General features: G+C 72.6%; 19 protein-coding genes and 1 pseudogene. 8 read left to right on the top strand and 12 right to left on the bottom strand.

Going from position 1 to position 22,393, the window contains the following annotated elements; all coding sequences use genetic code 11:
* Positions 1-23 precede the first annotated feature (23 nt).
* From IPJ59_RS11930 to IPJ59_RS37725, 5 genes and pseudogenes are all read left to right on the top strand, one after another.
* On the top strand, positions 24-728 hold the full coding sequence (locus IPJ59_RS11930) for a hypothetical protein (protein WP_293271629.1): 705 nt from the start codon (positions 24-26) through the stop codon (positions 726-728).
* Positions 713-994, top strand: a complete 282-nt coding sequence (locus IPJ59_RS11925) for a hypothetical protein (RefSeq protein ID WP_293271628.1) — start codon at positions 713-715, stop codon at positions 992-994. Before IPJ59_RS11930 ends, IPJ59_RS11925 begins: the two co-directional genes overlap by 16 nt.
* Positions 991-1,629 (top strand): phage tail protein, encoded by a 639-nt coding sequence (locus IPJ59_RS11920; RefSeq protein ID WP_293271626.1) that lies wholly within the window; start codon positions 991-993, stop codon positions 1,627-1,629. The genes IPJ59_RS11925 and IPJ59_RS11920 overlap by 4 nt, the downstream gene beginning before the upstream one ends.
* A 2-nt stretch (positions 1,630-1,631) precedes the next feature.
* Entirely contained in the window at positions 1,632-2,057 is a 426-nt protein-coding gene (locus tag IPJ59_RS11915) for a hypothetical protein (RefSeq protein ID WP_293255874.1), read from the top strand.
* Positions 2,058-4,226: 2,169 nt separating this feature from the next.
* A pseudogene (locus tag IPJ59_RS37725) lies at positions 4,227-4,349 on the top strand (hypothetical protein); the annotation flags it as partial.
* Positions 4,350-4,643: 294 nt separating this feature from the next.
* Here IPJ59_RS37725 and IPJ59_RS11905 read toward each other — a convergent pair.
* The 5 genes from IPJ59_RS11905 to IPJ59_RS11885 all read right to left on the bottom strand — a co-directional run bounded on the left by IPJ59_RS11905 (position 4,644) and on the right by IPJ59_RS11885 (position 11,007).
* Positions 4,644-5,447, bottom strand: coding sequence for a crotonase/enoyl-CoA hydratase family protein (locus tag IPJ59_RS11905; protein ID WP_366524584.1), 804 nt, complete (start codon positions 5,445-5,447; stop codon positions 4,644-4,646).
* Positions 5,448-5,454: 7 nt separating this feature from the next.
* Entirely contained in the window at positions 5,455-6,477 is a 1,023-nt protein-coding gene (locus tag IPJ59_RS11900; RefSeq protein WP_293255883.1) for a cation diffusion facilitator family transporter, read from the bottom strand.
* Between the two features lie 937 nt (positions 6,478-7,414).
* Positions 7,415-8,227 (bottom strand): hypothetical protein, encoded by an 813-nt coding sequence (locus tag IPJ59_RS11895; RefSeq protein ID WP_293255886.1) that lies wholly within the window; start codon positions 8,225-8,227, stop codon positions 7,415-7,417.
* Positions 8,228-8,492: 265 nt separating this feature from the next.
* Complete coding sequence (gene sthA, locus IPJ59_RS11890; RefSeq protein ID WP_293271622.1) at positions 8,493-9,914, bottom strand: Si-specific NAD(P)(+) transhydrogenase; 1,422 nt, start codon at positions 9,912-9,914, stop codon at positions 8,493-8,495.
* A gap of 76 nt (positions 9,915-9,990) precedes the next feature.
* Positions 9,991-11,007 carry an FHA domain-containing protein gene (locus tag IPJ59_RS11885; RefSeq protein ID WP_293271620.1) on the bottom strand — a complete coding sequence of 339 codons (1,017 nt, stop codon included), beginning with the start codon at positions 11,005-11,007 and terminating at the stop codon, positions 9,991-9,993.
* Positions 11,008-11,182: 175 nt separating this feature from the next.
* Between IPJ59_RS11885 and IPJ59_RS11880 the strand changes: the two genes are divergently transcribed.
* The gene (locus tag IPJ59_RS11880) at positions 11,183-11,623 is read left to right on the top strand and encodes a hypothetical protein (RefSeq protein ID WP_293271618.1); all 441 of its coding nucleotides are present in this window, start codon (positions 11,183-11,185) and stop codon (positions 11,621-11,623) included.
* 56 nt (positions 11,624-11,679) lie between these two features.
* Here IPJ59_RS11880 and IPJ59_RS11875 read toward each other — a convergent pair whose 3' ends face one another.
* From IPJ59_RS11875 to IPJ59_RS11865, 3 genes are all read right to left on the bottom strand, one after another.
* The gene (locus tag IPJ59_RS11875) at positions 11,680-12,279 is read right to left on the bottom strand and encodes a hypothetical protein (protein ID WP_293255894.1); all 600 of its coding nucleotides are present in this window, start codon (positions 12,277-12,279) and stop codon (positions 11,680-11,682) included.
* A gap of 64 nt (positions 12,280-12,343) precedes the next feature.
* Entirely contained in the window at positions 12,344-13,147 is an 804-nt protein-coding gene (locus tag IPJ59_RS11870; protein WP_293255897.1) for a hypothetical protein, read from the bottom strand.
* A 13-nt stretch (positions 13,148-13,160) separates the two neighbouring features.
* On the bottom strand, positions 13,161-13,451 hold the full coding sequence (locus IPJ59_RS11865; RefSeq protein ID WP_293255900.1) for a hypothetical protein: 291 nt from the start codon (positions 13,449-13,451) through the stop codon (positions 13,161-13,163).
* A 266-nt stretch (positions 13,452-13,717) separates the two neighbouring features.
* Between IPJ59_RS11865 and IPJ59_RS11860 the strand changes: the two genes are divergently transcribed.
* Complete coding sequence (locus IPJ59_RS11860; RefSeq protein WP_293255903.1) at positions 13,718-14,020, top strand: HU family DNA-binding protein; 303 nt, start codon at positions 13,718-13,720, stop codon at positions 14,018-14,020.
* A 958-nt stretch (positions 14,021-14,978) separates the two neighbouring features.
* On the opposite strand, the gene IPJ59_RS11855 is transcribed toward IPJ59_RS11860, so the two are convergent.
* On the bottom strand, positions 14,979-17,021 hold the full coding sequence (locus tag IPJ59_RS11855) for a VWA domain-containing protein (protein WP_293271615.1): 2,043 nt from the start codon (positions 17,019-17,021) through the stop codon (positions 14,979-14,981).
* A gap of 33 nt (positions 17,022-17,054) precedes the next feature.
* Here IPJ59_RS11855 and IPJ59_RS11850 point away from each other — a divergent pair, with 33 nt between their 5' ends.
* Positions 17,055-17,276: a hypothetical protein gene (locus IPJ59_RS11850; protein WP_293271613.1), complete on the top strand. Its 222-nt coding sequence runs from the start codon at positions 17,055-17,057 to the stop codon at positions 17,274-17,276.
* Between the two features lie 713 nt (positions 17,277-17,989).
* On the opposite strand, the gene IPJ59_RS11845 is transcribed toward IPJ59_RS11850, so the two are convergent.
* Genes IPJ59_RS11845 through IPJ59_RS11835 form a run of 3 tightly spaced genes read right to left on the bottom strand, consistent with a single transcriptional unit; the run spans position 17,990 to position 22,240 of the window.
* Positions 17,990-20,176: a vWA domain-containing protein gene (locus tag IPJ59_RS11845; protein ID WP_293271610.1), complete on the bottom strand. Its 2,187-nt coding sequence runs from the start codon at positions 20,174-20,176 to the stop codon at positions 17,990-17,992.
* Positions 20,177-20,228: 52 nt separating this feature from the next.
* Positions 20,229-21,239: a DUF58 domain-containing protein gene (locus IPJ59_RS11840; protein ID WP_293271608.1), complete on the bottom strand. Its 1,011-nt coding sequence runs from the start codon at positions 21,237-21,239 to the stop codon at positions 20,229-20,231.
* A gap of 8 nt (positions 21,240-21,247) precedes the next feature.
* Positions 21,248-22,240: an AAA family ATPase gene (locus tag IPJ59_RS11835; RefSeq protein WP_463673358.1), complete on the bottom strand. Its 993-nt coding sequence runs from the start codon at positions 22,238-22,240 to the stop codon at positions 21,248-21,250.
* Positions 22,241-22,393 lie beyond the last annotated feature (153 nt).

Raw genomic sequence — 22,393 nt, 5'->3', positions numbered from 1 at the left:
GAGCACGGCAAGGAGCAGCAGCTGTGACCACGCGTCCACCACCACCGAGCTACGACGCCCTCCTCGCCGAGGCGATGACGCAGGTCCCCGGCCTGTGCCCGGAGTGGACCGACCACAACCCGAGCGACCCCGGCATCGCCCTCGTCGAGCTGCTCGCCCACCTCACCGAGATGCTGCTGTACCAGGCGCGCCAGGTCCCCGAGGACAACCTGCGCGCGCTGCTGCAGCTGGCCCGCGGCGCCGCCTGGCCGTTCCCGCCTGGCCAGCCGCTCGAGAGCTCGATCGACGAGACCCTCCGCGCCGTGCGTGAGACCTACCGCGCCGTCACGGCGGCCGACTACGTCGCACTCATCGCCGGCCCGTGGCCGCGTTCGCCCGAGGCCCGCGCGCTCAAGGAGTCGCAGGCGATCCGCCGCGCCCACGTGCTGGTCGAGCGCGACCTCTCGCGCGTCGGCGCCGAGCTCGGCCCCGCGCCCGGACACGTCAGCGTGATCGTCGTGCCCGACGCCGCCCCCGGCGCGCGCCGACCCGCCCCGAGCCCGGCCCTGATCGCCGCCCTGGCCGCCTTCCTCGAGCCGCGTCGCCTGCTCAGCGTGCACAACCACGTGGTCGCCGCCAGCTACCTCAAGGTCGGCGTCAGCGCCCGCGTGTACCTGCGCGACGACGCCGAGGCCGAGCGCACCGGACCCGCGTTCAGGCTGTCCTTCGGGACATGTTCGACCCGCTGATCGGCGGACCCGCCGGCGCGGGCTGGCCGCTCGGGCGCAGCGTCTACGGCTCCGAGCTGCTCGCGCTGCTCGACGCGGTCGCCGGCGTCGACTTCGTCGAGGGCCTCGACATCGTCACCGACGACCCGGCGCGCCGCATCCTCGACGGCCAGGATCTGGTGGGCGTGCGCCTGCGGCCGCACGAGCTGGTGGACTACGAACCCAAGGCCGGCACCGTCGAGCTGTGGGGGCAAACGGGGGGCTCATGGCAGATGATCGGATCGTGAGCAGCTACTCGCAGTACCTGCCGGCGGTGCTGCAGGAGGACCCGCTGATCGGGCGGCTCCTGCTCGCCTTCGAGAAGCTCCTCGCCGGCTTCCCCGTCGCCGTCCCGGGCGACCCGCTGCCGGGCCAACCTGGCCTCGAGGCCAGCCTCGACGACCTCGCCCGCCTGTTCCGCCCCGGCCCCGGCGCGCCCGAGCGCAGCCGCACCCCGGAGCCCTTCGTCCCGTGGCTCGCCGGCTGGATGGGCCTCACCCTGCGCGACGACTGGGACCCCGAGACGCGGCGTCGCTTCCTCGCCAACGCGGTCCCGCTCTATCGCCTGCGCGGCACGCGGGGCGGCCTCTTGGCGCTGCTGAACCTCTACGTCAACCAGCCCGACGCGGTCACGATCTACGAGTTCGACGCGCCGCCACACTTCTTCCAGGTCGAGATCGTCCAGACCCAGCGCGACCCGACCCAGCTCGCCCGCCTCGACCGCTGCGTGCGGGCGATCATCGACGCCGACAAGCCGAGCCACACCTTCTACGGCCTGCGGATCTTGTTCCCCACCATGCAGATCGTCGACGCGCCGGCCCGCGACAGCGACGGCATCTACGTCGGCGTCAACACCACCCTCGGATCCAACAGTCTCCACTGACCATGCCAGCGATCGTCACACAAGCAGATCAGGCCGTGTTCGAGATGGCCTGCGGCGCCGCCACCGTCACCGTCATCCCCGGCGTCATGACGGCCTCGGGCAAGGCCAAGGCCGGCGGCCTCACGGTCTGCGTCGCTGGCGACGAGGCGCAGGTCATGGTCGCGGGCTGCGCTTACTTCACCTCGACCCACAGCACGCCCGGCGTCGGCACCCTCAGCATCGACTCGCTCACCGCCGACCAGCAGGCCCAGAAGGTCAAGTCCGGCGGCAAGGCCGTGCTGCTCGCCGCCGGCAAGTGGAACGCCAAGTTCCAGGTCGCCACGCCAGCGCAGCAGCCGGCCGCGCCGAGCCCCATCCCCGACCCGATGACGAGCTACGCCGGGTTCGGCGAGTTCAAGACCACGAACCAGCGCGCCAAGGCCACCTAGGCGCACCCGCGGAGGCACACCATGGGCAACGAAGACAAGTACGCGCAATACCCCGAGCGCCCGAGCGACAGCCGCGTGCGCTACTTCGACGGCCAGTTCCTGGGCTCCCAGGACTTCATCGACGAGCAGCGCTACCACGTCGACCGCATGCGCCGACACACCGCACAGCTGCGCGTCCGCGGCGTCAGCGACGGCCTCGGCGTCAGCGCGACCGGCGTGCTCAAGGTCAAGATCGAGGCCGGCACCGCGATCGACGATCGCGGGCGCCAGATCGTCCTGCTCGCCGCCCGCGAGCTCACCCTCCCGGGCGACCTCGCCAAGCCGGCGCAGTACGTGCTCTGCCTCGTGTTCGCCCAGCCCACCGACCGCACCATGGGCGGCAACGCCGAGCAGAAGGGCACCCGCGGCGACACCCGCTTCCGTGACGACGCGACCGTCAGCGCCTACGCGGTCGGCAAGGCGGCCCCCGAGGGCGCCGTCGGCCTCGCCCTGCTCACCATCGACGCCGGCGGCGGCGTGGTCGTCAGCGCGCCGGCCGATGTCCGCGTGTACTCCGGCCTGCGCCTCGGCGGTCCTGCCGGCCCGACGCTGGTCAGCGGCGGCGACCCGCGCCCGAAGGACGCGCTGCTCGCCGGCAACCTGCGCGTGCTCGGCAGCCTCAGCGTGCAGGACGGCGTGATCTTCAACGGCCCGACCCCCGTCGAGGGCACGGCGCCGGCCCGTGACCCCCCCCTTCAACGACGGCGGCATCGGCAGCGCCAAGGCGCAAGAGTTCCACGCCAACGGCGACGTCACGCTCAACTGGCTGCAGAACCCGCTGCGCATCAGCGGCACCTGGAACGGCTTCGGCGACGGCAGCAAGAACGCGGAGATCTCGAACGACAGCAACCAGTACAAGTGCCTGATGGTGGTCGGCAACGGGACCGGCGGAGCCGGTCGTGTGGTCGGCGTGTGGGACCACCTCAACGTCGCCGGCCGCGCCCGCGTGGTCACCGGCCTCAGCATCGGCAACCCTGGCGCCACCCGCATGCTGCAGATCGGCGGCATCGAGAACGGCATCGGCATGGACGCCTCCGACGCGAGCCCCAACGCCGGCTACGTCCGCTTCGGCGACAACACCGGCTGGCGCCTGCACTTCGCCCGCGCCAAGGACAGCCCGGCCGGCCCGCTGAACCAGGGCCCCGGCGCCTCCGTGATGACCATCCACGACTCCGGCCATGTCAGCATCGGCACCGTCGCCTGGAGCGAGCAGGTCCGCCTGCGGCTCCACGGGGCCACCATCGCCAACCAGTGGTGCGGCCGCCTGGTCGCGGGCGGCGAGAACAGCGTCATCGTCGCCGGCGAGTTCAGCAATCAGGCGGTGCTCGGGGCCCACAACCCGGCGCTGAACGCCTGGGCCGACCTCGTGGTCAACCCCGGCGGAAAGGTGGCGATCGCCACGACCAGCCCCGAGAACGCCAGCCTCACCGTGCAGGGCACCACCGTGCTTCGCACCGGCGGCGCCAACAGCTGGGACCGCCTCGTCGTCACCACCACCAAGGACTGGGGCGACGGTGAGAACCAGTTCGTCACCCTCGGGGCGGGCGGGGCCGCCGGCGTCATGCTGTCCAACCCGCACATCACCTGGCGCGACAACAAGGCCTCGATCCGCTACGGCCGCACCGGCGGGGCGGCGAGCAACACCTACTGGGACGCGGGCGTGCGCGCCGACGGCAGCTTCTCCTTCCTGCCGCTGGACAACAACCCCGTGAACGGCCAGGAGCTGCTGAAGGTCGACCGCAACGGCTGGGTCACCTTCGGCGGCCGCGCCCCGCTGCGCTTCACCCACGGCTGGACCGGCTTCCCCGACGGCAACGCCGAGGCCTCGGAGATCAGCAACGACATCGACACCTACAAGTGCCTGATGGTCATCGGCAACAAGTCGGCCGGCGGTGAGCGCCGCGTCGGCATCTGGGACCGCCTCGACGTCAACGGCACGCTCAACGTCAACGGCGGCCAGGTCGCCAACGGCACGCTCACGGTCAATCAGGCCGGCAGCTGGGCCGGCCTGCGCGTCACCAACCACACCAACCGCGGCGTGTACATGAACCTCTGCTACGAGGGGGACAACAACACCTTCATCCTCTACCACCAGAACGGTCAGGGCCAGTACATGCGCCAGGACGGCGTGTGGAACCGGAACTCCGACCGCTCGCTCAAGCACGACGTCACGGCGATGGACGACGCGCTCGAGCTGGCCTGCGCCTGCGCCCGGTCCGCTTCAAGTGGAACGCGACCGGCACGCCCTGCCTCGGCTTCATCGCCCAGGAGGTCCTGCCGCTGTTCCCGGAGATCGTCAGCGAGAGCGTCCACGGCGAGGGCGACGCGGCCCGCAAGGTGCTCGGCCTCAAGTACGACACCTTCGGCGTGATCGCGATCGCGGCGGTGCAGCAGCTGAGGCAGCAGCTCGAGGCCAAGATCGCCGCCCTCGACGCCCAGCTGCGCGAGCTCGCGGGCGTGCGCGCCCGCTAGTCCATCGAGCACAGCGACGCCGCGGGGGCCCGGAGGGCGCGACATGGCCGCATGAACATGTCCCTTACGTCATGTTCAGTCGTCCGCGGACTCGTCGACGGCCGCGCCGTGCCGGCCCGCGCCGGCCGCGAAGCGCTGCGCCCCGGCGATCGCCTCGCGCTCGACCGCCGCGATCCCGCCGCGCGCCTCGGCGATCAAAGCTGACCGTTCGGACATGTCCCACTGGGCATACGCGGAGTGTCGGTCGGCGCGCATGCAGGTCTGCGGGAACGCGGCCAGCTCGGCCGCCAGCGCCTCGGCGGACGCGCGCGCCTGACCGCGCGGGACCACGCGGTTCACCAGCCCGATCGCCAGCGCCTCGTCGGCCCGCACCTCGCGGCCGGTGAGGATCAGGTCGAGGGCCCGACCGTGACCGATGAGCCGCGGCAGGCGGACCGTCCCGCCGTCGATCAGCGGCACGCCGAAGCGGCGACAGAAGACGCCGAGCACCGCGTCCTCCTCCATCACCCGCAGGTCGCACCACAGCGCCAGCTCGAGCCCGCCAGCGACCGCGTGCCCGGCGATCGCCGCGATCACCGGCTTGCCCAGGAACAGCCGGGTCGGGCCCATCGGCGCCCGCGGCCCCGGCGGCGGCGCGTCGTCGTCGATCACCAGCCGCGACGGGTCGTCGCCGGCCGCCAGCGCCTTGAGGTCGGCCCCGGCGCAGAAGCTGCCGTGCTCGCCGTGGAGCACCGCGACGCGGTAGCGGTCGTCGCCGTCGAAGTCGCGGAAGGCCCGCTCGAGCGCCGCCGCGGTGGCCGCGTCGACCGCGTTGCGCCGCCCGGGGCGCGCGAGCAGGACGGTGAGCACGGGGCCGCTGGCCGCGGTGGTGACGCTCATGCGGCCCTCAGTGGTGGTGGCCATGATCGTGGTGGCCGTGATCGCTATGGCCGTGATCGTGGTGGCCGTGATCGTGGTGCCCATGATCGCGGTCGCCGTCCGCGTGCCCGTGATCCTCGCTGTCCTGCAGCAGCGGGCAGGCCTTCTGCTCGCAGTCCGCGGCCGGCGCGTCGATCTGGATCGTGGTGTGCTGGATGCGGAGGAGCACGCGCAGCGCGTGCTCGGCCCGCGCCAGCAGCTCGGTCGGGTCGACGCCGGGCTCGGGCACCAGGTGCGTCGTGAGCATCGTCTGCGAGCCGGTGCTCCACAGGTGCAGCTCGTGCACGGCCTGTACGCCCGGGAGCCCGCGCAGGGCCTCCTCCACGCGCTCCTGCGGCAGATCTCGCGGCACGAAGTCGAGCAGCACGCGGGTCGAGTCGCGCAGCACGCTCCAGGTGCCGAACATGATCAGGCCGCAGATGAGCAGGCTGAGGATCGGGTCGGCGGCGTGGAGGTCGAAGGCGCCGGCCAGGACCGCCGCGAGGATCGCCCCGACCGAGCCGAGCGCGTCGGCCAGCATGTGGGCCAGGGCGCCGCGCACGTTGAGGTTGTCGCGGTCGCTGCGGGCCAGCATCCACGCCGAGCCGAGGTTGATCAGCAGGCCGATCACGCCGACGACCAGCACCGGTCCGGCGTGGAACTCGCTGTGACCGCTGAGCAGGCGGCCGATCGCCTGGCTGCCGAGCAGCACGCAGGCGGCCCCGAGCAGCAGCGCGTTGACGAAGGCGCCGAGCACTTCGGCGCGGACCAGCCCGAAGGTGCGGCCGCGGCTCGCCGGTCGTCGCGCCAGCTCGGCGACGAACAGCGCCAGCGCCAGCGCCGAGACGTCGCTGACCATGTGCGCCGCGTCGGAGAGCAGCGCGAGCGAGCCGCTCCAGAAGCCGACCGCGGCCTCGATCACCAGGAACACGCCGTTCAGCGCCAGCGACCAGCGCAGGGCGTGGCGGACGCGCTCGCCAGAGCCGCGCGTGTGGGCGTGAGCGTGGCCCATGGCTGTCAGGCTTGTCGTACGCGCCCGCGAAGTCAAGCGCGGCAGGCCGGGCCGGCAAGGACACAGAGGCCGGTCCCTCACGACAGCCCACGGAGCGCCAGCACCGAACATTCCAGCACCGACAAAGACACAGAGGCCGGTCCCTCACGGGGCCGGCCTCGGCGGTGCTCGTCGATTCGGAGGGTCTACCTCATGACCTGGGACATGGAAGGCTCACTGAAGTCGCCGCCATACTACGTGGCGCGGGGCGCACGGAACTACGATCGGCGGGGTTGTTCCAGCCCGTCGCCCCGCGCCACGTAGTATGGCGATCAGCGACTTCTGGAACAGCCTTCCTTGTGATGAATGGCGTGGAAGAAGCTCGGGCGGCGCAACGCCGCCCCGGTGCAGAGCACCGAGCTAGACCTGCCCTCCTGCGAGACGAAGCACGGCGCGAGACTAACATGGTTGCTGCGGGCCAAACAAAGGGCCAAACAGAGGCCAAGACAAAGGCCAACGAGCGGGGAGCTCGTCGGCCTTTGTTGTGCGGTGGAGACCGGAGGGTCTACCTCATGACCTGGGACATGGAAGGCTCACTGAACTCGCCGTCCGGACCCCGTACGGATGGCGCACGGAACCGCGATCGTCGAGGTTGTTCCAGCCCGTCGCCATCCGTACGGGGTCCGGACGATCAGCGAGTTCTGGAACAGCCTTCCTTGTGATGAATGGCGTGGAAGAAGCTCGGGCGGCGCAACGCCGCCCCGGTGCAGAGCACCGAGCTAGACCTGCCCTCCGGCTGTGGACCCACCTTGCACGAGGGCATCAGTATCACGGGCCCGCGGTCCCGATCAATGCCTGATCAACGCGAATCGCAACGCGAATCGCAACGCGAATCGCACCGCCAATTCACCGCCAATCTGGGCGATCTACCGCGATGGCGATCTACCGCGATGAATCGTCAATCCGGGTAGGCGCGGATCCGGACCTCGAGGCGATGGAAGCCGGCGATGCCGCCGAAGCTCGCGCCGATCTGCACGACCTCGACGGTCTCCAGCATGTCGGGGAACTTCACCGATGCTGCGGGCAGCTTCTTGACGGCGTCGGCGAAGGCCTCGTCGAAGGAGAGCTTGTTCGAATAGCCGATCGATTCGCGGTAGCGGACGGCGATGTCGGAGAGGATGCCGGCCTTCTCGGAGCCCGTCAGCGGGCGCGACTGGACCGGCACCCCTGCGGCGGGCCCTGTTGCGGGCCCTGTTGTCGGCCCTGTTGCCGGCCCTGTTGCCGGCCCTGTTGCCGGCTGGTCGGGCAGGGGGGCGGCGTGCGGCGGCGGCGGCGGGATTGCCTCGAAGCGGCCGGTCGCGGCCGAGTCCTCGTGCGGGCTGTCCTCGTGGGAGGCATCGGGGAGGCTGACGTCGACGTCGCCGGCGCTCAGGCTGAGCACGATGTCGACGAGATCCTGGCGGGTGAACTCGACGCTGACCTCGTTGAAGCCCTCGGCGTGGCGGACGAGGATGTTGTCCGGTGGGCGCCCGATGCTGAAGATCTCGCCGTAGCGGAACGGTGTCTTGGCCAGCGGGGCCGTCTCGGCTGCCGGACGCGGCCGTCGCATCAGCTGGAAGGTCGGCACGCCCTCGTCGTTGCTGTTCGCCTGCGAGATGTCGATCTCGTACTCGGGGGAGGGCAGCTCGCCCTCGGCGACGATGAGGAGCTGGCTGTGAGAGTAATACGCGTGGAGCGCGGTGCGGACGGCGTAGTCGCGTTGCTCAGACATGGGCCCCTCGTCCTCGACGGCCCGGCGAGGATAACAGACCCCGTCGACGAATTGTCTCCGGGCCAGGACTCTGCCGGCGGCCAGAGCCCGAGGGCCCCGAATGCCTCCAGGGCCCTGTGGGCGAGCGTCCACGCGAGATCGACCGGCAGCGGGGCAGGCACACGCGGTCGCCCGACCCCGCGAGACAGGTCCGGCAGCCTGAACGATCGGCGGTGACGCCAGGCCCACCTCGGCTGCCCCGGGGTCGACGACAACGGCCCCGCCGCTAGAACAGGCGGTTCAGGCCGTTGAGGGCGGCGACGCGGTAGGCCTCGGCCATCGTCGGGTAGTTGAAGGTGGTGTTGATGAAGTAGCGCAGGCTGTTGGCCTCGCCCTGCTGGGCCATGATCGCCTGGCCGATGTGCACGATCTCGGCGGCCTGATCGCCGAAGCAGTGGATGCCGAGGAGCTGCAGGCTCTCGCGGTGGAACAGCAGCTTGAGCATGCCGACGCGGTAGCCGGTGAGCTGGGCGCGGGCGAGGCTGCGAAACAGGGCGTGGCCGACCTCGTAGGGCACGCCCTCCTTGGTGAGCTCCGACTCGGTGCGGCCGATCGAGCTGACCTCGGGGTTGGTGTAGATGCCGGTCGGGATGTCCTTGATCAGGCGGGTGTCGCACTGCCCGGTGATCAGGTGCTCGGCGGCGAAGCGGCCCTGGTCGTAGGCGGCGGAGGCGAGGCTCGGGTAGCCGACGACGTCGCCGACGGCGTAGACGTGCGGGGCGACGCGGCTGCGGTAGAACTCGTCGACGTCGATCTGGCCGCGGCCGTTGGCGGTGATGCCGAGCTGATCGAGGCCGAGCTCGTGGGTGTTGCCGGTGCGCCCGTTGGCCCACAGCAGGATGTCGGACTTGATCTTCTTGCCCGACTTGAGCTGCACCACCACACCGTCGGCCTGGGCCTCGATGCGCTCGTAGGTCTCGTTGTGGCGGATGACGACGCCCTGGTCGCGCAGGTGGTAGCTGAGGGCGTCGATGATCTCGTCGTCGAGGAAGGCGAGCAGCTTGTCGCGGTTGTTGATGAGGTTGACCTTGACGTCGAGGCCGCGGAAGATCGACGCGTACTCGCAGCCGACCACGCCGGCGCCGTAGATCGTGACCGTGTTCGGGGTGTGATCGAGGCCGAGGATCGTGTCGCTGTCGAACACGCGGGGGTGGCCAAAGTCGACGTCCGGCGGGCGATAGGGCCGCGAGCCGGTGGCGAGGACGAAGCCGGCGGCGCGCAGGCGCGGGCGGGCGCCGCTGGCGGCCTCGACCTCGACGGTGTGCGGGTCGACGAAGCGGGCGTGGCCGTGGAACACGCGCACGTGGTTGCGCTCGTAGAAGCCGCGGCGCATCTCCACCTGGTTGTGGATCACGGCGGTGGCGCTGCGCAGCAGCATCGGGAAGCTGATCTCGCGGCCCTCGAGCGCCCCGGCGAACAGCGGGTTGTGGCGGAACTCCTGCAGCGAGCGCACGGCCTGGCGCAGCGCCTTGCTGGGGATCGTGGCCGAGTGGGTGCAGGCGCCGCCGACCTCGCGGTGCTTCTCGACCATGGCGACGCGCTTGCCGGCCTTGGTGGCCCGCATCGCGGCCCCCTCGCCGCCCGGGCCGCTGCCGAGCACGATGACGTCGAAGTCCTGCGGGTCGCTGGGGCTCTGCGTGGCTTGCATGTTGTGGTCGTTGGGAGTCGCTGCGCGGGGTCACTGACCGGGCGCTGTCGGGATCGTTGGGGGTCACTGCCCGGGGTCACTGGCCGGGCGGGATGTGTTCGGGCACCCAGCGCATGCCCATGCCGGAGGGCAGCTTGAGCTCGATCTCGCGGTCGAGCTGGATCGCGGAGATGCGCTGGCCCTCGACGAGGGTGCCGTTGAGACTGGCGGTGTCGACGGCCCACACGTCGCCGCTGTCGAGCAGCAGCACGAGGTGCACGCGCGACAGGCTGCCGGTCGCGCCGGCCAGCTGACAGCGCTCGTAGCGGCCGATCAGGACGCCGCGCTCGAGGTCCTCGTGCGACACGCGGTGGGCGATCTGGGTGCTCTCGGCCGACAGCAAGATCGTGCCGACCGCGTCGCCGCCGGCGCCCGGGCGGGCGCGCAGGTGCTGGGCCGCGGGCAGCAGGGTCATGTACGTGTGCCGGCGGTTGCGCTGCGGCGGGGCGGCGGGGCGGCCGACCATGCGCTCGGGCATGCGGTGGTCGAAGTAGACCCGCTCCGGGAACGACTGCCAGGTGGTCTCGGCGTCGTCGGACCAGGCGCAGGGGTTCAGGCTGCCGGTCGGCAGCAGGAACAGCTGGTAGCCGAGCAGGTTGATGAACATCGGGCCCTCGGCCATGACCGACTTGCAGGCCTGGTTGTCCTCCGTGTGGAAGGTGTTGCTCGAGCCCAGGTCGATGAGGCGGACGCGGACCTCGTCGCCGGCGCTGCGGGTGACGCGGACCAGGGCGTGACGCAGGGACACCTCCTCGTCGAGGAGGGTGAGGGCGCAGCACTCGTGGCGGCCGATCACCCCGAAGGCGCCCTCCTGGCTGAGGATCGGGAGGTGCACGTAGGACGCGATGGTGCCGTTCTCGCGGGCGGCGACGCAGAGCAGGCCGTCGCGGTCGAAGGCGGCGAAGATCGGGCGCAGCTCGTGGAAGATGGCCTTGAAGGTGCTGGCGAAGCTGGCCTTTCGGGCAGGCGGCGTGTTGATCACCCGCGTGGCCCGGCTGGCGTAGGCCGGTCGGGGAGCGGCCTGGAGGCCGTCGTCGTCGTCGTCGTCGCGCATGGCGGCTCATGATACTCGGCCGGGCTTTCACGGCGAGGGGACCCGTGATCTCAGGCGGATCGGCGTTCTCGGGCGAGGCTCGCACGCGCGCGTGGGCGTCCGCGCTGGCGCCGAGCCACGAACGGGGGCGCTTGACCTCCGCGGGCCCGGGCACGCCTTGCTATGCTGGCCCGGCGTGGATGGGCCGTCGTTGCCGCTCGCGGGGCTGACCCGCCGCTGGGAGGATGCGGCGCTGCGCCGCGGAGCGCGGTGGTTCGGGATCGCCTGTGCCTGTCTGCCGTTGCTCGACCTGCTCGACGGCCACAGCGTGATCGACGCGGTGCTGGCGGGGCTGGCGACCGGGAGCTGGCCCGGCGTGCCGCTGCGGGTCTGGGGGCTGCTGGCGTGGGTGATCGCGGCGGCGGTCGCGGCGGCGCGGCTGCTCGCGTGGCTGGCCCCGGGACCGCGGGCGTGGTTGTTCGCCGGGTGTGCTCTGCTGCACGGAGGCTATGCGATCGCGTCGGGCTCGCGGCTGCCGGCGCTCGCGGCGATGGCCTGCTTCGCGTACAGCTTCGTGGTCCTGCAGGGCGCGCGCGAGACCTGGCCCGAGGGACATCCCGCGGCGCCGCGGCGGTGATGACTCGGCGGTGCGGCTCGGACCGCGTCCTGTTCACCTCCCGCGGCGGTGACGACTCAGCGGTGCGGCTCGGGTTCGACGTGCGGGCTGCGGATCGGCAGGCCCTGCTCGGTGCCCTCGGGGACGGTGAAGCCGAGGCCCTCGACCAGCGCTCTGTCGTAGCCGCCCTCGACCCAGAAGCGCACGATCTTCGCCGTCGGTGTGAGGCCGAGGCTCGCGATCTGCTGGGGGTCGACGCCGAAGCCGAGGAACTCGCCGGCGCCGTCGACCCAGGCGGGGAAGCCCTGGGCGGGGGTCTCCTGGGCGTAGCGGCGGCCGGCCCAGTCCTGCAGGCGGGCGCAGGCGCGGGCCTCGGGCAGCAGCGCGAGCCACCAGCTGCCGGCGGCCCGCAGGCGGGCGAGGGTGGCGTGACAGACGGGGCCGTCGAACTCGGGGGTCTCGACGTCGAGCGGGAGGGCGACCCACGGCGCGGTGGGGTCGGCGGCCAGCATGTCGACGGCGACGCGGCTGTAGGAGCAGGTGCCGACGACGTAGACGCGGCCGATGTCGGCGGGGATCCAGCGGGCGGGGTCGAGGGCTCGTTGCACGAGCACGGCGACCCCGGCCCCGGCGAGCAGGCCGAGGATCAGGGCGCGCTGACGTCGGAGCCGATGCATCACAGGCTCATCCAGCCTTCGCGTTGCGACGGCAGCCAGCCATGCGAGCTGCTCCGGCGAGGCATCAAAGGCTCATCAGCCACTCGAGCTGCTCGAGCAGGTCGGCGTTGAGCGTGATGTTCTGGGTGATGATCGGGTCGTGCTGGTCGAGCCGCGAGAGCGCGAGGAGGTTGCGCTTGCACAGGTCGATGCCGTCCTGGAAGCCGGCGCGCAGCTCGGCCTTGCCGCCCTGCACCGGGAAGTGCACGTCGCCGGCCTTGAAGCCGTGCAGCGGCCCGGCGTCGGCGGGCAGCGGGCTCTCGCGGCCGAGCCAGGCGTTGCGGGCGACGCAGTCGGCGTAGGCGTGGCACTCGTCGTCGGCGTCGTCGGCGAGGTTCGGGCGGGCGTAGACGACGCGGCCCAGGCCGGGGGCGGTGCGCTCGACGACGACGTCGACGTCGTTTTTGCAGGTGTGCTCCATCCGCACCAGGTGCTGCATGGAGCAGTGCTCCTTGGCGACGGCGAACGGCGAGGCGCCGCCGTGGCGCAGCTTCCACGTCTGCGTGGGGATCCACTTCTCGTCGCTGCGGGCGAGCACGTCGAGGTCCTGGGCCGCGTCGGCGTGGGCCCGGACCAGGTCGAGGTCGACCTCACCCTGCACCCACGCGGCGCCGTCGCGGCGGCTGCCCTTGCTGACGCGGTCGAAGTCCATCGGCTTGACGCCGACGACCTGCAAGTACGAGGCGTACACCGGGGCCGCGCGCGCCTCGCCGTCGCGGCGGCCGCGGGCGCCGCGGCTGCCCGGCAGCGCCCCGTAGACGGCGAGCGAGACGAGGGCGCACACGCTGACGAGGCCAGCGGCGATCGAGAGGAGGCGCTTGCGCTGCATGGTGGCCCCGCGCTCACGGCGACAGGTCGGAGGGCGCGGGCGCGGTCTGGCCGGCATAGATGCCGCCGGGCTTCTTGCCGCAGGGGCTGCCGCCCTGGGTGCACTTGTAGCCGACGGCGAGGCAACCCCACCAGCCTGTGCCCGACGACACGGCGCAGTAGGCCGGCCCGCCCCACGGGTCCCACTCGCAGCGGAGGCAGTTGCCGAACCATCCGCCGACGGGCTCGGTCGGCTGAACCAGGACGGTGGTGCCGGCGAGGAGGCTGAGGGCGAAGCCCAGCGCGAACTTTGTGGTGCTGATCATCCTGACTCACTCCTTGAGAGGGAACGCCCGGGGACTCCCGGGGGCTCCCGGTGAGTGGCTCCTGGAGCCAGGTCTACGATTCTAGGGATCGCCCGACCTGGCGCAAGCTGGCCGTATATGCAGTGACCAGGCCCGTCCCTTCATTGCAGCTGCAAATTATTTTGGCGAGCGGACGATTGGGATGAATTTGTAATCTGCGGCACATGAATGACGCGGGCTGGTCGGGTGCCGCAGACCCCAGACGAGCGTGTTAGGCTGCGCGCGCCATGACGCGACGGGAATTGATCGAGTACGTGCAGCGCCAGCTGGGCGGCGACGAGGCGGCGGGTGAGGCGGCGGAGCTGGGCGGGCGACAGATCGGTCGCGTGCTCGACGCGGCGTTCGCGGGCATCGCCGAGGCGCTGCGCAGCGAGGGGCGCTACAGCCACCCGGGCTTCGGCACCTTCACGATCAAGGCCCAGCCGGCGCGGCCGGGCTTGCACCCGAAGACGGGCGAGGTGATCGAGATCGCGGCGGCGACGACGGTGCGCTTCAAGCCGGCGCGTGAGTTCAAGACGACGCTCGAGTGACTCCGGCTTGTGGAGGGCGCAGCGGGTGAACGATCGGCGGCGCGGGTGACGTCGCAAGGCCCGCTGCCTGAATGAGCGGCGCGGACGACGTCGCACGGGCCGCTGCGGTCCGGCTGGGCGCCCGCGCAGGCTCGAGAAGCCGGAGGGTCGACGGGGGTCCGGCCGTCAAACAGGGCGGGTTCGCCTCATGACAACTTCGTTGTCATCGGCGCCCCTGGACTCCGTCCGGACCCCCGTCGACCCTCCGGCACGGGAAGCCTCCGCTCAAGGACGGTGCGGTCGGCGTCGCCGAGAAGCCGGACCGCAGCGGCCCTGAGGGCGAGACATGGCCTCACGAACATGTCCATTACGACATGTTAGCTCGGAGAGCCGGAGCGCAGCGGCCCTGAGGGTGTGACATGGTCTCACGAACATGTCCCTTACGACATGCTCGTTCGGATGATGTGCTCAAGTAGCGGGGGGATCGCGGTGTCGAAGCAGGCCGGGCCCAAGCAGCAGTGGCCGCCCATGGCGCGCACGATCGATGCCGGAGATCCTGCCGACGTGGGCCTCGACCACGGAGCCTTCGAGCTGTCGCAAGGGACATGTTTGTGTGGCCAGGTTGCGCCCTCAGGGCCGGTGCGGTCCGGCTTCGGCGAGGCCGACCGTACCGTCCTTTAGCGGAGGCTTGCCGTGCCGGAGGGCCGAGAGGGGGGTCGACCGAGTCCGGCGTAGACCCGGATATCGCCCCGGCGACGGTGTGTCAGGCCGTGTTTGAGGGCGACCCCCCTCTCGGACATCCGGCTTCTCGAGCCTGCGCGGGCGCCCAGCCGGACCGCAGCGGCCCGTGCGACGTCGTCCGCGCCGCTCGTTCAGCCGGTCGCTCGTGCGACGTCGTCCGCGCCGCTCGTTCAGCCGGTCGCTCGTGCGACGTCGTCCGCCCGCTCGTTCAGCCAGCAGCTCGTGCGACGACCCGGAGCTAGCCGAGGCGGCCGCGGGCGGGCCGGCCGAGGGCGACGCGGCGCAGCAGGAGGTCGAGGAGGAGCAGCGGGAGGACCAGGGCCCACAGGACCTCGGGCCAGATCGGCCGGGTGCGCGTGCCCTTCGGGGCGCCGGGGGTCGAGAGCACGGGGCCGAGCGAGCCACTGTGGGTACCTGTCTCCGGGGACAGGCTGGCGAGCCACGCGGGATCGGCGTTTTGTTGATCGGGGGCGAGCTCGCGGGGGTAGGGGACGGAGACCTGGCCGATGGCCTCGGCGGCGAGGCGGCGCGGGCTCTGGCCCTCGTCGTGGAGCTGGGCCTTGAGCAGGCGCTGGCCGGCGTGGACGCCGAGGACGGTGGCCTCGTAGCGGCCGGGCGCGGTGAGGGCGATCGGGAGGCGGGCGGTGTGGGCGTCGCTGCCGGCGGGTTGTGAAGGGTCGATGACGAGGAGCTCGCCGTGGAGGTCGTTGACGAAGCCCTCGGCGGCGTCGACGTCGACGACGACGCTGTAGCTGCCCTCGTCGGTTCCGGGGGTGACGCGCAGGGTGGCGCCGCCGAGCGTGCCGGCGCCCTGGCGCATGGTGTCGCGGGCGAGCTGGGCCCAGAACTTGCCGAAGCCCTCCCAGGCGACCCAGCGGGCGGCCCAGCGGGGCTGGGCGTCGGAGGCGAAGGCGGCGGTACGGCCGAGGCCGCGGCGGCCGCGGACCAGCAGGGGGTCGCCGAGGTGGGTGCGGAGGATGAGCTCGGCGAGGGGCTTGAGCTTGAGCGGGATGATGCCGGAGAGGCCGGGGGCGCGCTCGAAGTCGAGGCCGCGCAGGAGCTGCACGCGCTTGGCGACGCGGGGGTAGAGGTCGCGCTCGACGACGGCGTTGCGGGTGACCTCGCGGGTCTCGCGGCTGAAGATGCGGGGGACGTCGGTGCCGTCCTGCGAGAAGTAGTAGCGGCCGCGGCCGCGCTCGGCGACGCGGGCGAGGAAGTCCTTGCCGGCGCCGGCGCCGACGCCGACGGCGGAGACGGTGATGTCGGCGTCGCGCATGTCGCCGAGCAGGGTGTTGACGCCGGCCTCGGGCGACTGGCCGTCGCTGAGCAGGATGACGTGCTTGACCAGGGCCTTGGAGCCGACGAGTTGGAGGTAGGCCTCGCGCAGCGCGGGCAGGGCGTTGGTGCCACCACCGGCGCTGAGGCGGCGGATGTCGCCAGCGATGCGGATGCGGTTGGCGGCGGGCTGCAGGCGGACGAGGGTGTAGGGGCGCGAGTCGAAGGCGATGACGCCGAGCTCGTCGCCGGGGTCGAGGGTGCTGGCGGTCGCGCGGGCGGCCTCCTTGACGAGGTCGAGGCGGTCCTCGCTGGACATCGAGCCGCTCTTGTCGATCACCAGGACGAGCGCGAGGGTCGGCTGCTCGCGCTGGCGCTCGCCCTCGAAGCGGACCGGAAGGATCTCCTCGATCACGGTGCCGCCCCAGCCGCCGACGCCGAAGGCTCGCTCGCCGCCGACCATGATGAAGCCGCCGCCGTCGTTGACGTACTTGGCGATCGCCTGCTGCAGGGCGCCGCTGGCCCGGCGGGCGGGGAGGTCGGAGACGACGACGAGGTCGTAGGGGCGCAGGCCCTCGGCGCTGGCGGGGGCGGCCTCGGGGGCGACGGCGTCGACCTGCAGGTGGTCGCTGCGCAGGGCCCGGGGGAGGGCGCTGGACTCGTCGGCGTCGCCGAGGTGGAGCACGCGCGGGCGGCCGCGGACCTCGCCGACGACGGCGGCGCGGTCGTTGGCGGGGCTGCGGTTCTGCTCGGCGGGGAGGGCCGCGGCGTCGAGGCTGGCGGTGAAGACGATCGGGCCGGGCGCGCTGGCGCGGGCGGGCAGCTTGATCTGCTGCGGGCCGCCGCGCAGGATCAGCTCGCTGCTGGGGGCGAGGGGGTTCGGCTGGCCGTCCTTGTCGAGGCGCAGGGTGAGGGTCGCCGGGGCGCTGGCCCACAGGTCGATCGTGACGTCGAAGGTCTGGCCGACGCGCAGCTCGGCGGGGAGGTGCAGGGCCTCGACCAGCACGTCGCCGCGGGCGCGCGGGGGGAAGCTGCGGGTGTGCAGGGTGAGGCCGCGTTCGCCGAGCTCGCGGGCGGTGGCGGCGAGGTCGGCCCGCTCGGCGACGCTGCCGGCGCCGTCGCTGATGAGGACGACGCGGCCCTCGGTGTCGGGGTCCAGCAGCGCCTCCGCGAGGTGGAGCGCGCCGGCGTGATCGCTGGCCAGACCGCCGCCTGGCTCTCGGGACAGGTCGATCGTGGCTGGCGTCGGTGTCGGCGCTGACGGGGACGGCGCGGGCGGCCGCGGCGTAGCTGAGCAGGCGCAGGCGGGTGCGGTCCTCGCGGTCGCCGGTCTCGGCCTGGACGGCGGTGATGGCCTCGCGGACCAGCGAGCGGGCGGCGGCGAGCTGGTCGTCGTCGACGCTGGCGGACACGTCGACGGCGATGACGACGGTCTTGCCGCGGCGCGGGGCCTGCAGGGTCGGGATGGCGAGGGCGAGGGCGAGGCCGGCGAGGACCAGCAGGCGCACGACGGCCTGGAGCGCGACCTGCCAGCCGTGGAGGTCGACCAGCGAGCGGCGAGCGACGACGATGAGGTAGGGCAGCAGCGCGAGCGGGAGCAGCCACAGGGCCGCGGGCTGGCTGAGGATGAGGTCCCGGTCGCCGCTGGCGGACAGGCGCGCGGCCAGCCAGGGCGGGAGCTGGAGCTGCAGCGGCGCGACCTCGGGGCCGTAGCTGTGCAGCGCAGCGGCGGCGGCGAGGCCGAGCAGGAGGGCGAGCAGCGGCCTCAGCACGCGGGCTCCTGGGCTGTCTGGAGGGACAGGTTGGCTGTCCGCGGGGACAGGTGGTCTGTCCGCGGGGACAGGTGTGCACCGGCTGTCTGGAGGGACAGGTGGGCTGTCCGTGGGGACAGGTGGTCTGTCCGCGGGGACAGGTGTGCACCGGCTGTCTGGAGGGACAGGTGGGCTGACCGCGGGGACAGGTGGTGCTGCGGGCTCATACTGTCACCCGCCGGTGGTAGGTGGCCCACTCGAGGGCGATGAGGGCGGCGGCCGCGAGCAGCAGGAGGGTCCACAGGGGGCCCTCGCCGACCGGGAGGGGCGTGGGCGGGTCGCCGGCGCTGGCCTCCGGGGGGAGCTCCAGATCGTCGATGCGGTCGTGGAGGTCGGAGGCGGGGGCGCTGGCCTGGTTGACGGCGAGCAGGACGGTGGCGCCGGCGGCGGGGCCGTCGAGGGCGGTGACGCGGTAGATGCCGGGCTCGCGGGCGCGCAGGCGGAACACGCCGCGGTCGACCGGGACGCGGGCGGTGGGGAGGGGCGCGTCGGCGGCGAGGTCGGGGCTCGTGCCGTCGGCGAGGGGTTCGGGGCCGGCGACCTCGACCGCGCCGAGGCCCTCGGGTGCCAGGCCGAGCTCGGCGACGGCGAGTGGGCGGGCGGCGCCGACGGGGACGCTGGCGACGAAGCCGGGGCGGGCCTGCTCGAAGTAGGTGACGAGGTTGGCGACCAGGAGCGGGAAGGCGGTGCGCAGGGGCAGGTCGCTCTGGCGCGGGTCGAAGCCGAAGCCGACGATCGTGCGGGCGCTGCTGCCGTCGTCCTGGCCGGCCTCGTGGCGCAGCAGCGCGACCGGGTCGCCGAGGCTGCGGATCAGCACCTGGTCGCCGGGCAGGGCGGCGAGGCGGGTGGCGCGGGCGAGGTTCACGTCCTTGAGGACGACGCCGTCGAGCAGCGGGTGGCCGAGCGCCTGCTCGGTGAGGAAGGGGCGGGTCAGCTCGCCGTTGCTGGTGAAGGGGCTCGGGCCGTCGGCGCGGCGCAGCGGGTCGAAGATCACCAGGTCCTGCGCGGGCAGCGGGCTCGGCAGGGCCTCGGCGCCGAGGTCGATGACGACGAGGTCGGCCTCGGCGAGCGCGGGGTTGCCCGGGACCGCGGCGGGGCCCATGCCGGTGAGCTGGATGTGGTCCTGCAGGGTGAGCAGGGCGGCCTCGAGGAACAGGTCGCTGCCCTCGGTGATGAGCGCGACCTTGAAGGGGCGCAGCGGCGGGACGATCGCGTGGGCCCGGTCGTCGCCGGCGGGGCCGAGGGCGGCGGCGCTGCTACCTGGCCCCGGGGACAGCTGGGCGAGCAGGCGGGTGCGGGCGGCGTCGAGGTCGCGCAGGACCTCGGTGTGGCGCTCGCCGGGGGCGAGGGTGAGGGTGCGGCGGCCGACGCTGAGGCCGTCGGCGCGGACCTCGAGCACGACCTCGGCCGCGGCGTCGCCGAGGTTGTGGACCTCGGCGAGCACCTCGACGTGCTCGCGGTCCTCGGGGTAGCGGCGGGCGGCGAAGGCGGTGATGGCGACGTTGTCGACCGGGCCGCCGACGCGGGCGAGCTGGCAGCGCGGGGGGCGATCGGGCTGGGCTTCGGGACCTGTGCCGGGGGACATGGCCTCGGGGACAGCTTGTGGGCCTGCGTCGGCGGGGCTGTCCTTGGGGACAGCTTGTGAACCTGTGCCGGTGGACATGTCCTCGGGGACAGGCGCGGTGCAGGCCGCGAGCGCGGCGGCGCCGGCGGGGTCGAGGGCGCCGTCGCTGAGGACGAGGATGCGCCCGCCGGGCTGGCCGGCGAGGGCGCTGCGGGCGAGGGCGATCGCGCGGCCGAGGTCGGCCTCGCCGGCGGCGGGGCGCAGGCCCTCGAGGCTGCGCAGGAGCGGGTCGCTGTCGCGGCCGAGCGGGCCGGGGACCGCGACCTCGGGGCCGGCGGTGATCACGAGGGCGCGGTCGACGGGGCCGAGGGCGGAGAGCTCGGCGCGGGCGCGGCGGACGGCGAGGTCGAGGCGGGTGAGGCCGGGGTTGGCGGGGTCGGCCGTACCGGTGGTGCCGTCGCCAGCGGGGCCGCCCATGCTGGCCGATCGGTCGATGACGATCGCCAGGGTGACCGGGTCGCGCAGCCAGGCGGAGGGGCGCGGGTCGCCGAGGGCGAGGCAGAGCAGCGCGAGCAGGCACAGCTGCAGCAGCCACGAGAGCATGCGCCGGAGCTTGCGCCACAGGCGACGGGTGTCGCTCTCGCGGGTGACCTGACGCCACAGCGCGGCGAAGGGGACGACCAGCTGGCGCCGACGCATGCGCAGCAGGTAGAGCGCCGTGATCGCGGTGGCGCCGGCGGCGAACAGCGGCAGCAGCTCGGCGAGGGTCCAGCCGGCGAGGTTCATCGCGGGCCTCCGGGGCCGGGCGCGTGCGCGGTGCAGCGGTGGTCGGGGCGCCTCATCGCAGCAGGCCTCCGAGGCGGAACATGCGGAGGACGAGCTCGTCGAAGGGGACGTCGATCTCGGCCCGGAAGTAGGGGATGCCGCGGGCGCGGCAGCTGCTGGCGAGGGCGCCGCAGAACCTCTCGTGGGCCTCGGCGTAGGCGCGCAGGGTGGCGGGGCTCAGGGTCACGTCGCGCGGGTCGCCGCCCTCGCAGTCGACCAGGCTGACGTCGCCGCGCAGGGCGCTGCGCTCGGGGTGGACCTCGGCGGGGTCGAGGATCTGGATGGCGACGGGCTCGTGCTTGCGGAAGCGCAGGAGGTTCAGGCCGTCGAAGGCGCCGTCCATGTCGTAGAAGTCGGAGAGGACGACGGTGAGGCCGGGCTGCACGCTCTCGGCGGCGAGGCGGGAGCAGGCGGCGCGCAGGTCGGTGGTGCCGCCGCGCGGGGCGGCGCGCAGGAAGTCGAACACGCGGAAGATGCGGCCCTTGCCGCGGACGGCGGGCAGGCTGTTGTGGACCTTGCGGCTCATGCAGGTGAGGCCGACGCGGTCGAGGTTGGCGAGGCCGACGTAGGCGAGGGCGGCGGCGACCTGGCTGGCGTAGCGCAGCTTGCCGCCGCCGGAGGTCTGCATCGACTCGCTGACGTCGATGGCGATGCGGATCGGGAGGTCCTCGTCCTCCTCGTAGAGGCGGATGAGCGACTGGCCGAGGCGCATGAGCACGTTCCAGTCGAGGTTGCGGATGTCGTCGCCGGGGGAGTACTCGCGGTGGTCGGCGAACTCGAGGCCGCTGCCGACCTTTCGCGTCTTGCGCTCGGCTCGCTGGCGGCCGCGGAACAGCCGGCGGGCGATGACCTGCAGCAGCTCGAGGCGGGCGAGGAAGGCGTCGTCGAACACGTCGTCGGGTCCGGCGGCGCGCCTGGGGCCCTGGTGATGGCTCGGTCGGGCGCCGGCGAGTGACCTGGCCTCGGGGACAGGTTCGTCGTTGAGGGCCGAAGGCGTCGGCGCGCTGCGCTTCCACCAGGCCATGGAGGGTCTCAGTCGGTGGGCACGCCGGTGAGCACCTGGGCGAGCACCTTGTCGATGGCGACGCCCTCGGCCTCGCCCTCGAAGTTGAGGATCACGCGGTGGCGCAGGGCCTGGGGCGCGACGGCCCGCACGTCGTCGATCGACGGGGTCTTGCGGCCGGCCATGAGGCTGCGGATGCGGGCGGCGAGGAGGATCGCCTGGGCGCCGCGCGGGCTGCCGCCGAAGCGGACGTAGCGCTTGACGAGGTCGGTGGCGTGGGGGTCGTCGGGGTGGGTGGCTCGCAGGACGCGGACGACGTAGCGGCTGATCGTGGGGGCGACGGGGATCGCCCGGACGAAGCTGCGCATGCCGAGCAGCTGCTGGGCGTTGAGCACGGGGCGGGCCTGATGGTTGCGCTGGCCGGTGGTGCGCTCGAGGATCTGCAGGAGGTCCTGTTCGCTGGGGAAGGGGACGTCGATCTTGAACAGGAAGCGGTCGAGCTGGGCCTCGGGCAGCGGGTAGGTGCCCTCCATCTCGAGCGGGTTCTGGGTCGCGAGCACGAGGAAGGGCTCGGGCAGCGGGCGGGTCTTGCCGGCGGCGGTGACGGTGCCCTCGGCCATCGCCTCGAGCAGGGCCGACTGGGTCTTCGGGGTGGCGCGGTTGATCTCGTCGGCGAGGAGGATGTTGGCGAACACCGGGCCGGGCTGGAAGTTGAGCTCGCGGCCGCCGTCGGGGCGGTCGATGAGGACGGAGGTGCCGACGATGTCGGCGGGCATGAGGTCCGGGGTGAACTGGACGCGGGCGAAGGAGAGGTCGACGGCCGACGCGAGGGTGCGGATCATCAGCGTCTTGCCGAGGCCCGGGACGCCCTCGAGCAGGCCGTGGCCGCCGGCGAGGAGGCAGGTGAGGATGCCGCGGAGCACGTCGTCCTGGCCGACGATGACCTGCTGGATCTCGCGGATCAGGAGGTCGAGGCTGTGCTGGATCGCTTCGAGCTGGGCTTGCGTCTCGGAGATCGTCATGTCGAGGGGCGGGCGGACAGCATACACGCGGACCACTGTCCGACCGGTCTCGATCGCGGGCCGATTTCTGCGACGACGAGAAATTGCAGATGCGACGACAGGGCAGCTGTCCGGGCGCGGTTTCGTCGCGCGTGAGCTCCCCCATGTCGCGCG

It is taken from the genome of Nannocystis sp. (assembly GCF_016714285.1).
GTDB lineage: Bacteria > Myxococcota_A > Polyangia > Nannocystales > Nannocystaceae > Nannocystis.
Note: the sequence above shows the minus strand (reverse complement) of the source record. Positions and strands in the feature narration are given on the sequence as shown.

Bases quoted from the DNA above. Each gene is read 5' to 3' on its own strand.
- sthA (WP_293271622.1), bottom strand. From the start codon at position 9,914: ATGCAAGCCACGCAGAGCCCCAGCGACCCGCAGGACTTCGACGTCATC.
- IPJ59_RS11860 (WP_293255903.1), top strand. From the start codon at position 13,718: ATGACGCGACGGGAATTGATCGAGTACGTGCAGCGCCAGCTGGGCGGC.
- IPJ59_RS11870 (WP_293255897.1), bottom strand. From the start codon at position 13,147: ATGCAGCGCAAGCGCCTCCTCTCGATCGCCGCTGGCCTCGTCAGCGTG.
- IPJ59_RS11835 (WP_463673358.1), bottom strand. From the start codon at position 22,240: ATGACGATCTCCGAGACGCAAGCCCAGCTCGAAGCGATCCAGCACAGC.
- IPJ59_RS11900 (WP_293255883.1), bottom strand. From the start codon at position 6,477: ATGGGCCACGCTCACGCCCACACGCGCGGCTCTGGCGAGCGCGTCCGC.
- IPJ59_RS11885 (WP_293271620.1), bottom strand. From the start codon at position 11,007: ATGCGCGACGACGACGACGACGACGGCCTCCAGGCCGCTCCCCGACCG.
- IPJ59_RS11895 (WP_293255886.1), bottom strand. From the start codon at position 8,227: ATGTCTGAGCAACGCGACTACGCCGTCCGCACCGCGCTCCACGCGTAT.
- IPJ59_RS11905 (WP_366524584.1), bottom strand. From the start codon at position 5,447: ATGAGCGTCACCACCGCGGCCAGCGGCCCCGTGCTCACCGTCCTGCTC.
- IPJ59_RS11840 (WP_293271608.1), bottom strand. From the start codon at position 21,239: ATGGCCTGGTGGAAGCGCAGCGCGCCGACGCCTTCGGCCCTCAACGAC.
- IPJ59_RS11865 (WP_293255900.1), bottom strand. From the start codon at position 13,451: ATGATCAGCACCACAAAGTTCGCGCTGGGCTTCGCCCTCAGCCTCCTC.
- IPJ59_RS11875 (WP_293255894.1), bottom strand. From the start codon at position 12,279: ATGCATCGGCTCCGACGTCAGCGCGCCCTGATCCTCGGCCTGCTCGCC.
- IPJ59_RS11845 (WP_293271610.1), bottom strand. From the start codon at position 20,176: ATGAACCTCGCCGGCTGGACCCTCGCCGAGCTGCTGCCGCTGTTCGCC.
- IPJ59_RS11925 (WP_293271628.1), top strand. From the start codon at position 713: ATGTTCGACCCGCTGATCGGCGGACCCGCCGGCGCGGGCTGGCCGCTC.
- IPJ59_RS11915 (WP_293255874.1), top strand. From the start codon at position 1,632: ATGCCAGCGATCGTCACACAAGCAGATCAGGCCGTGTTCGAGATGGCC.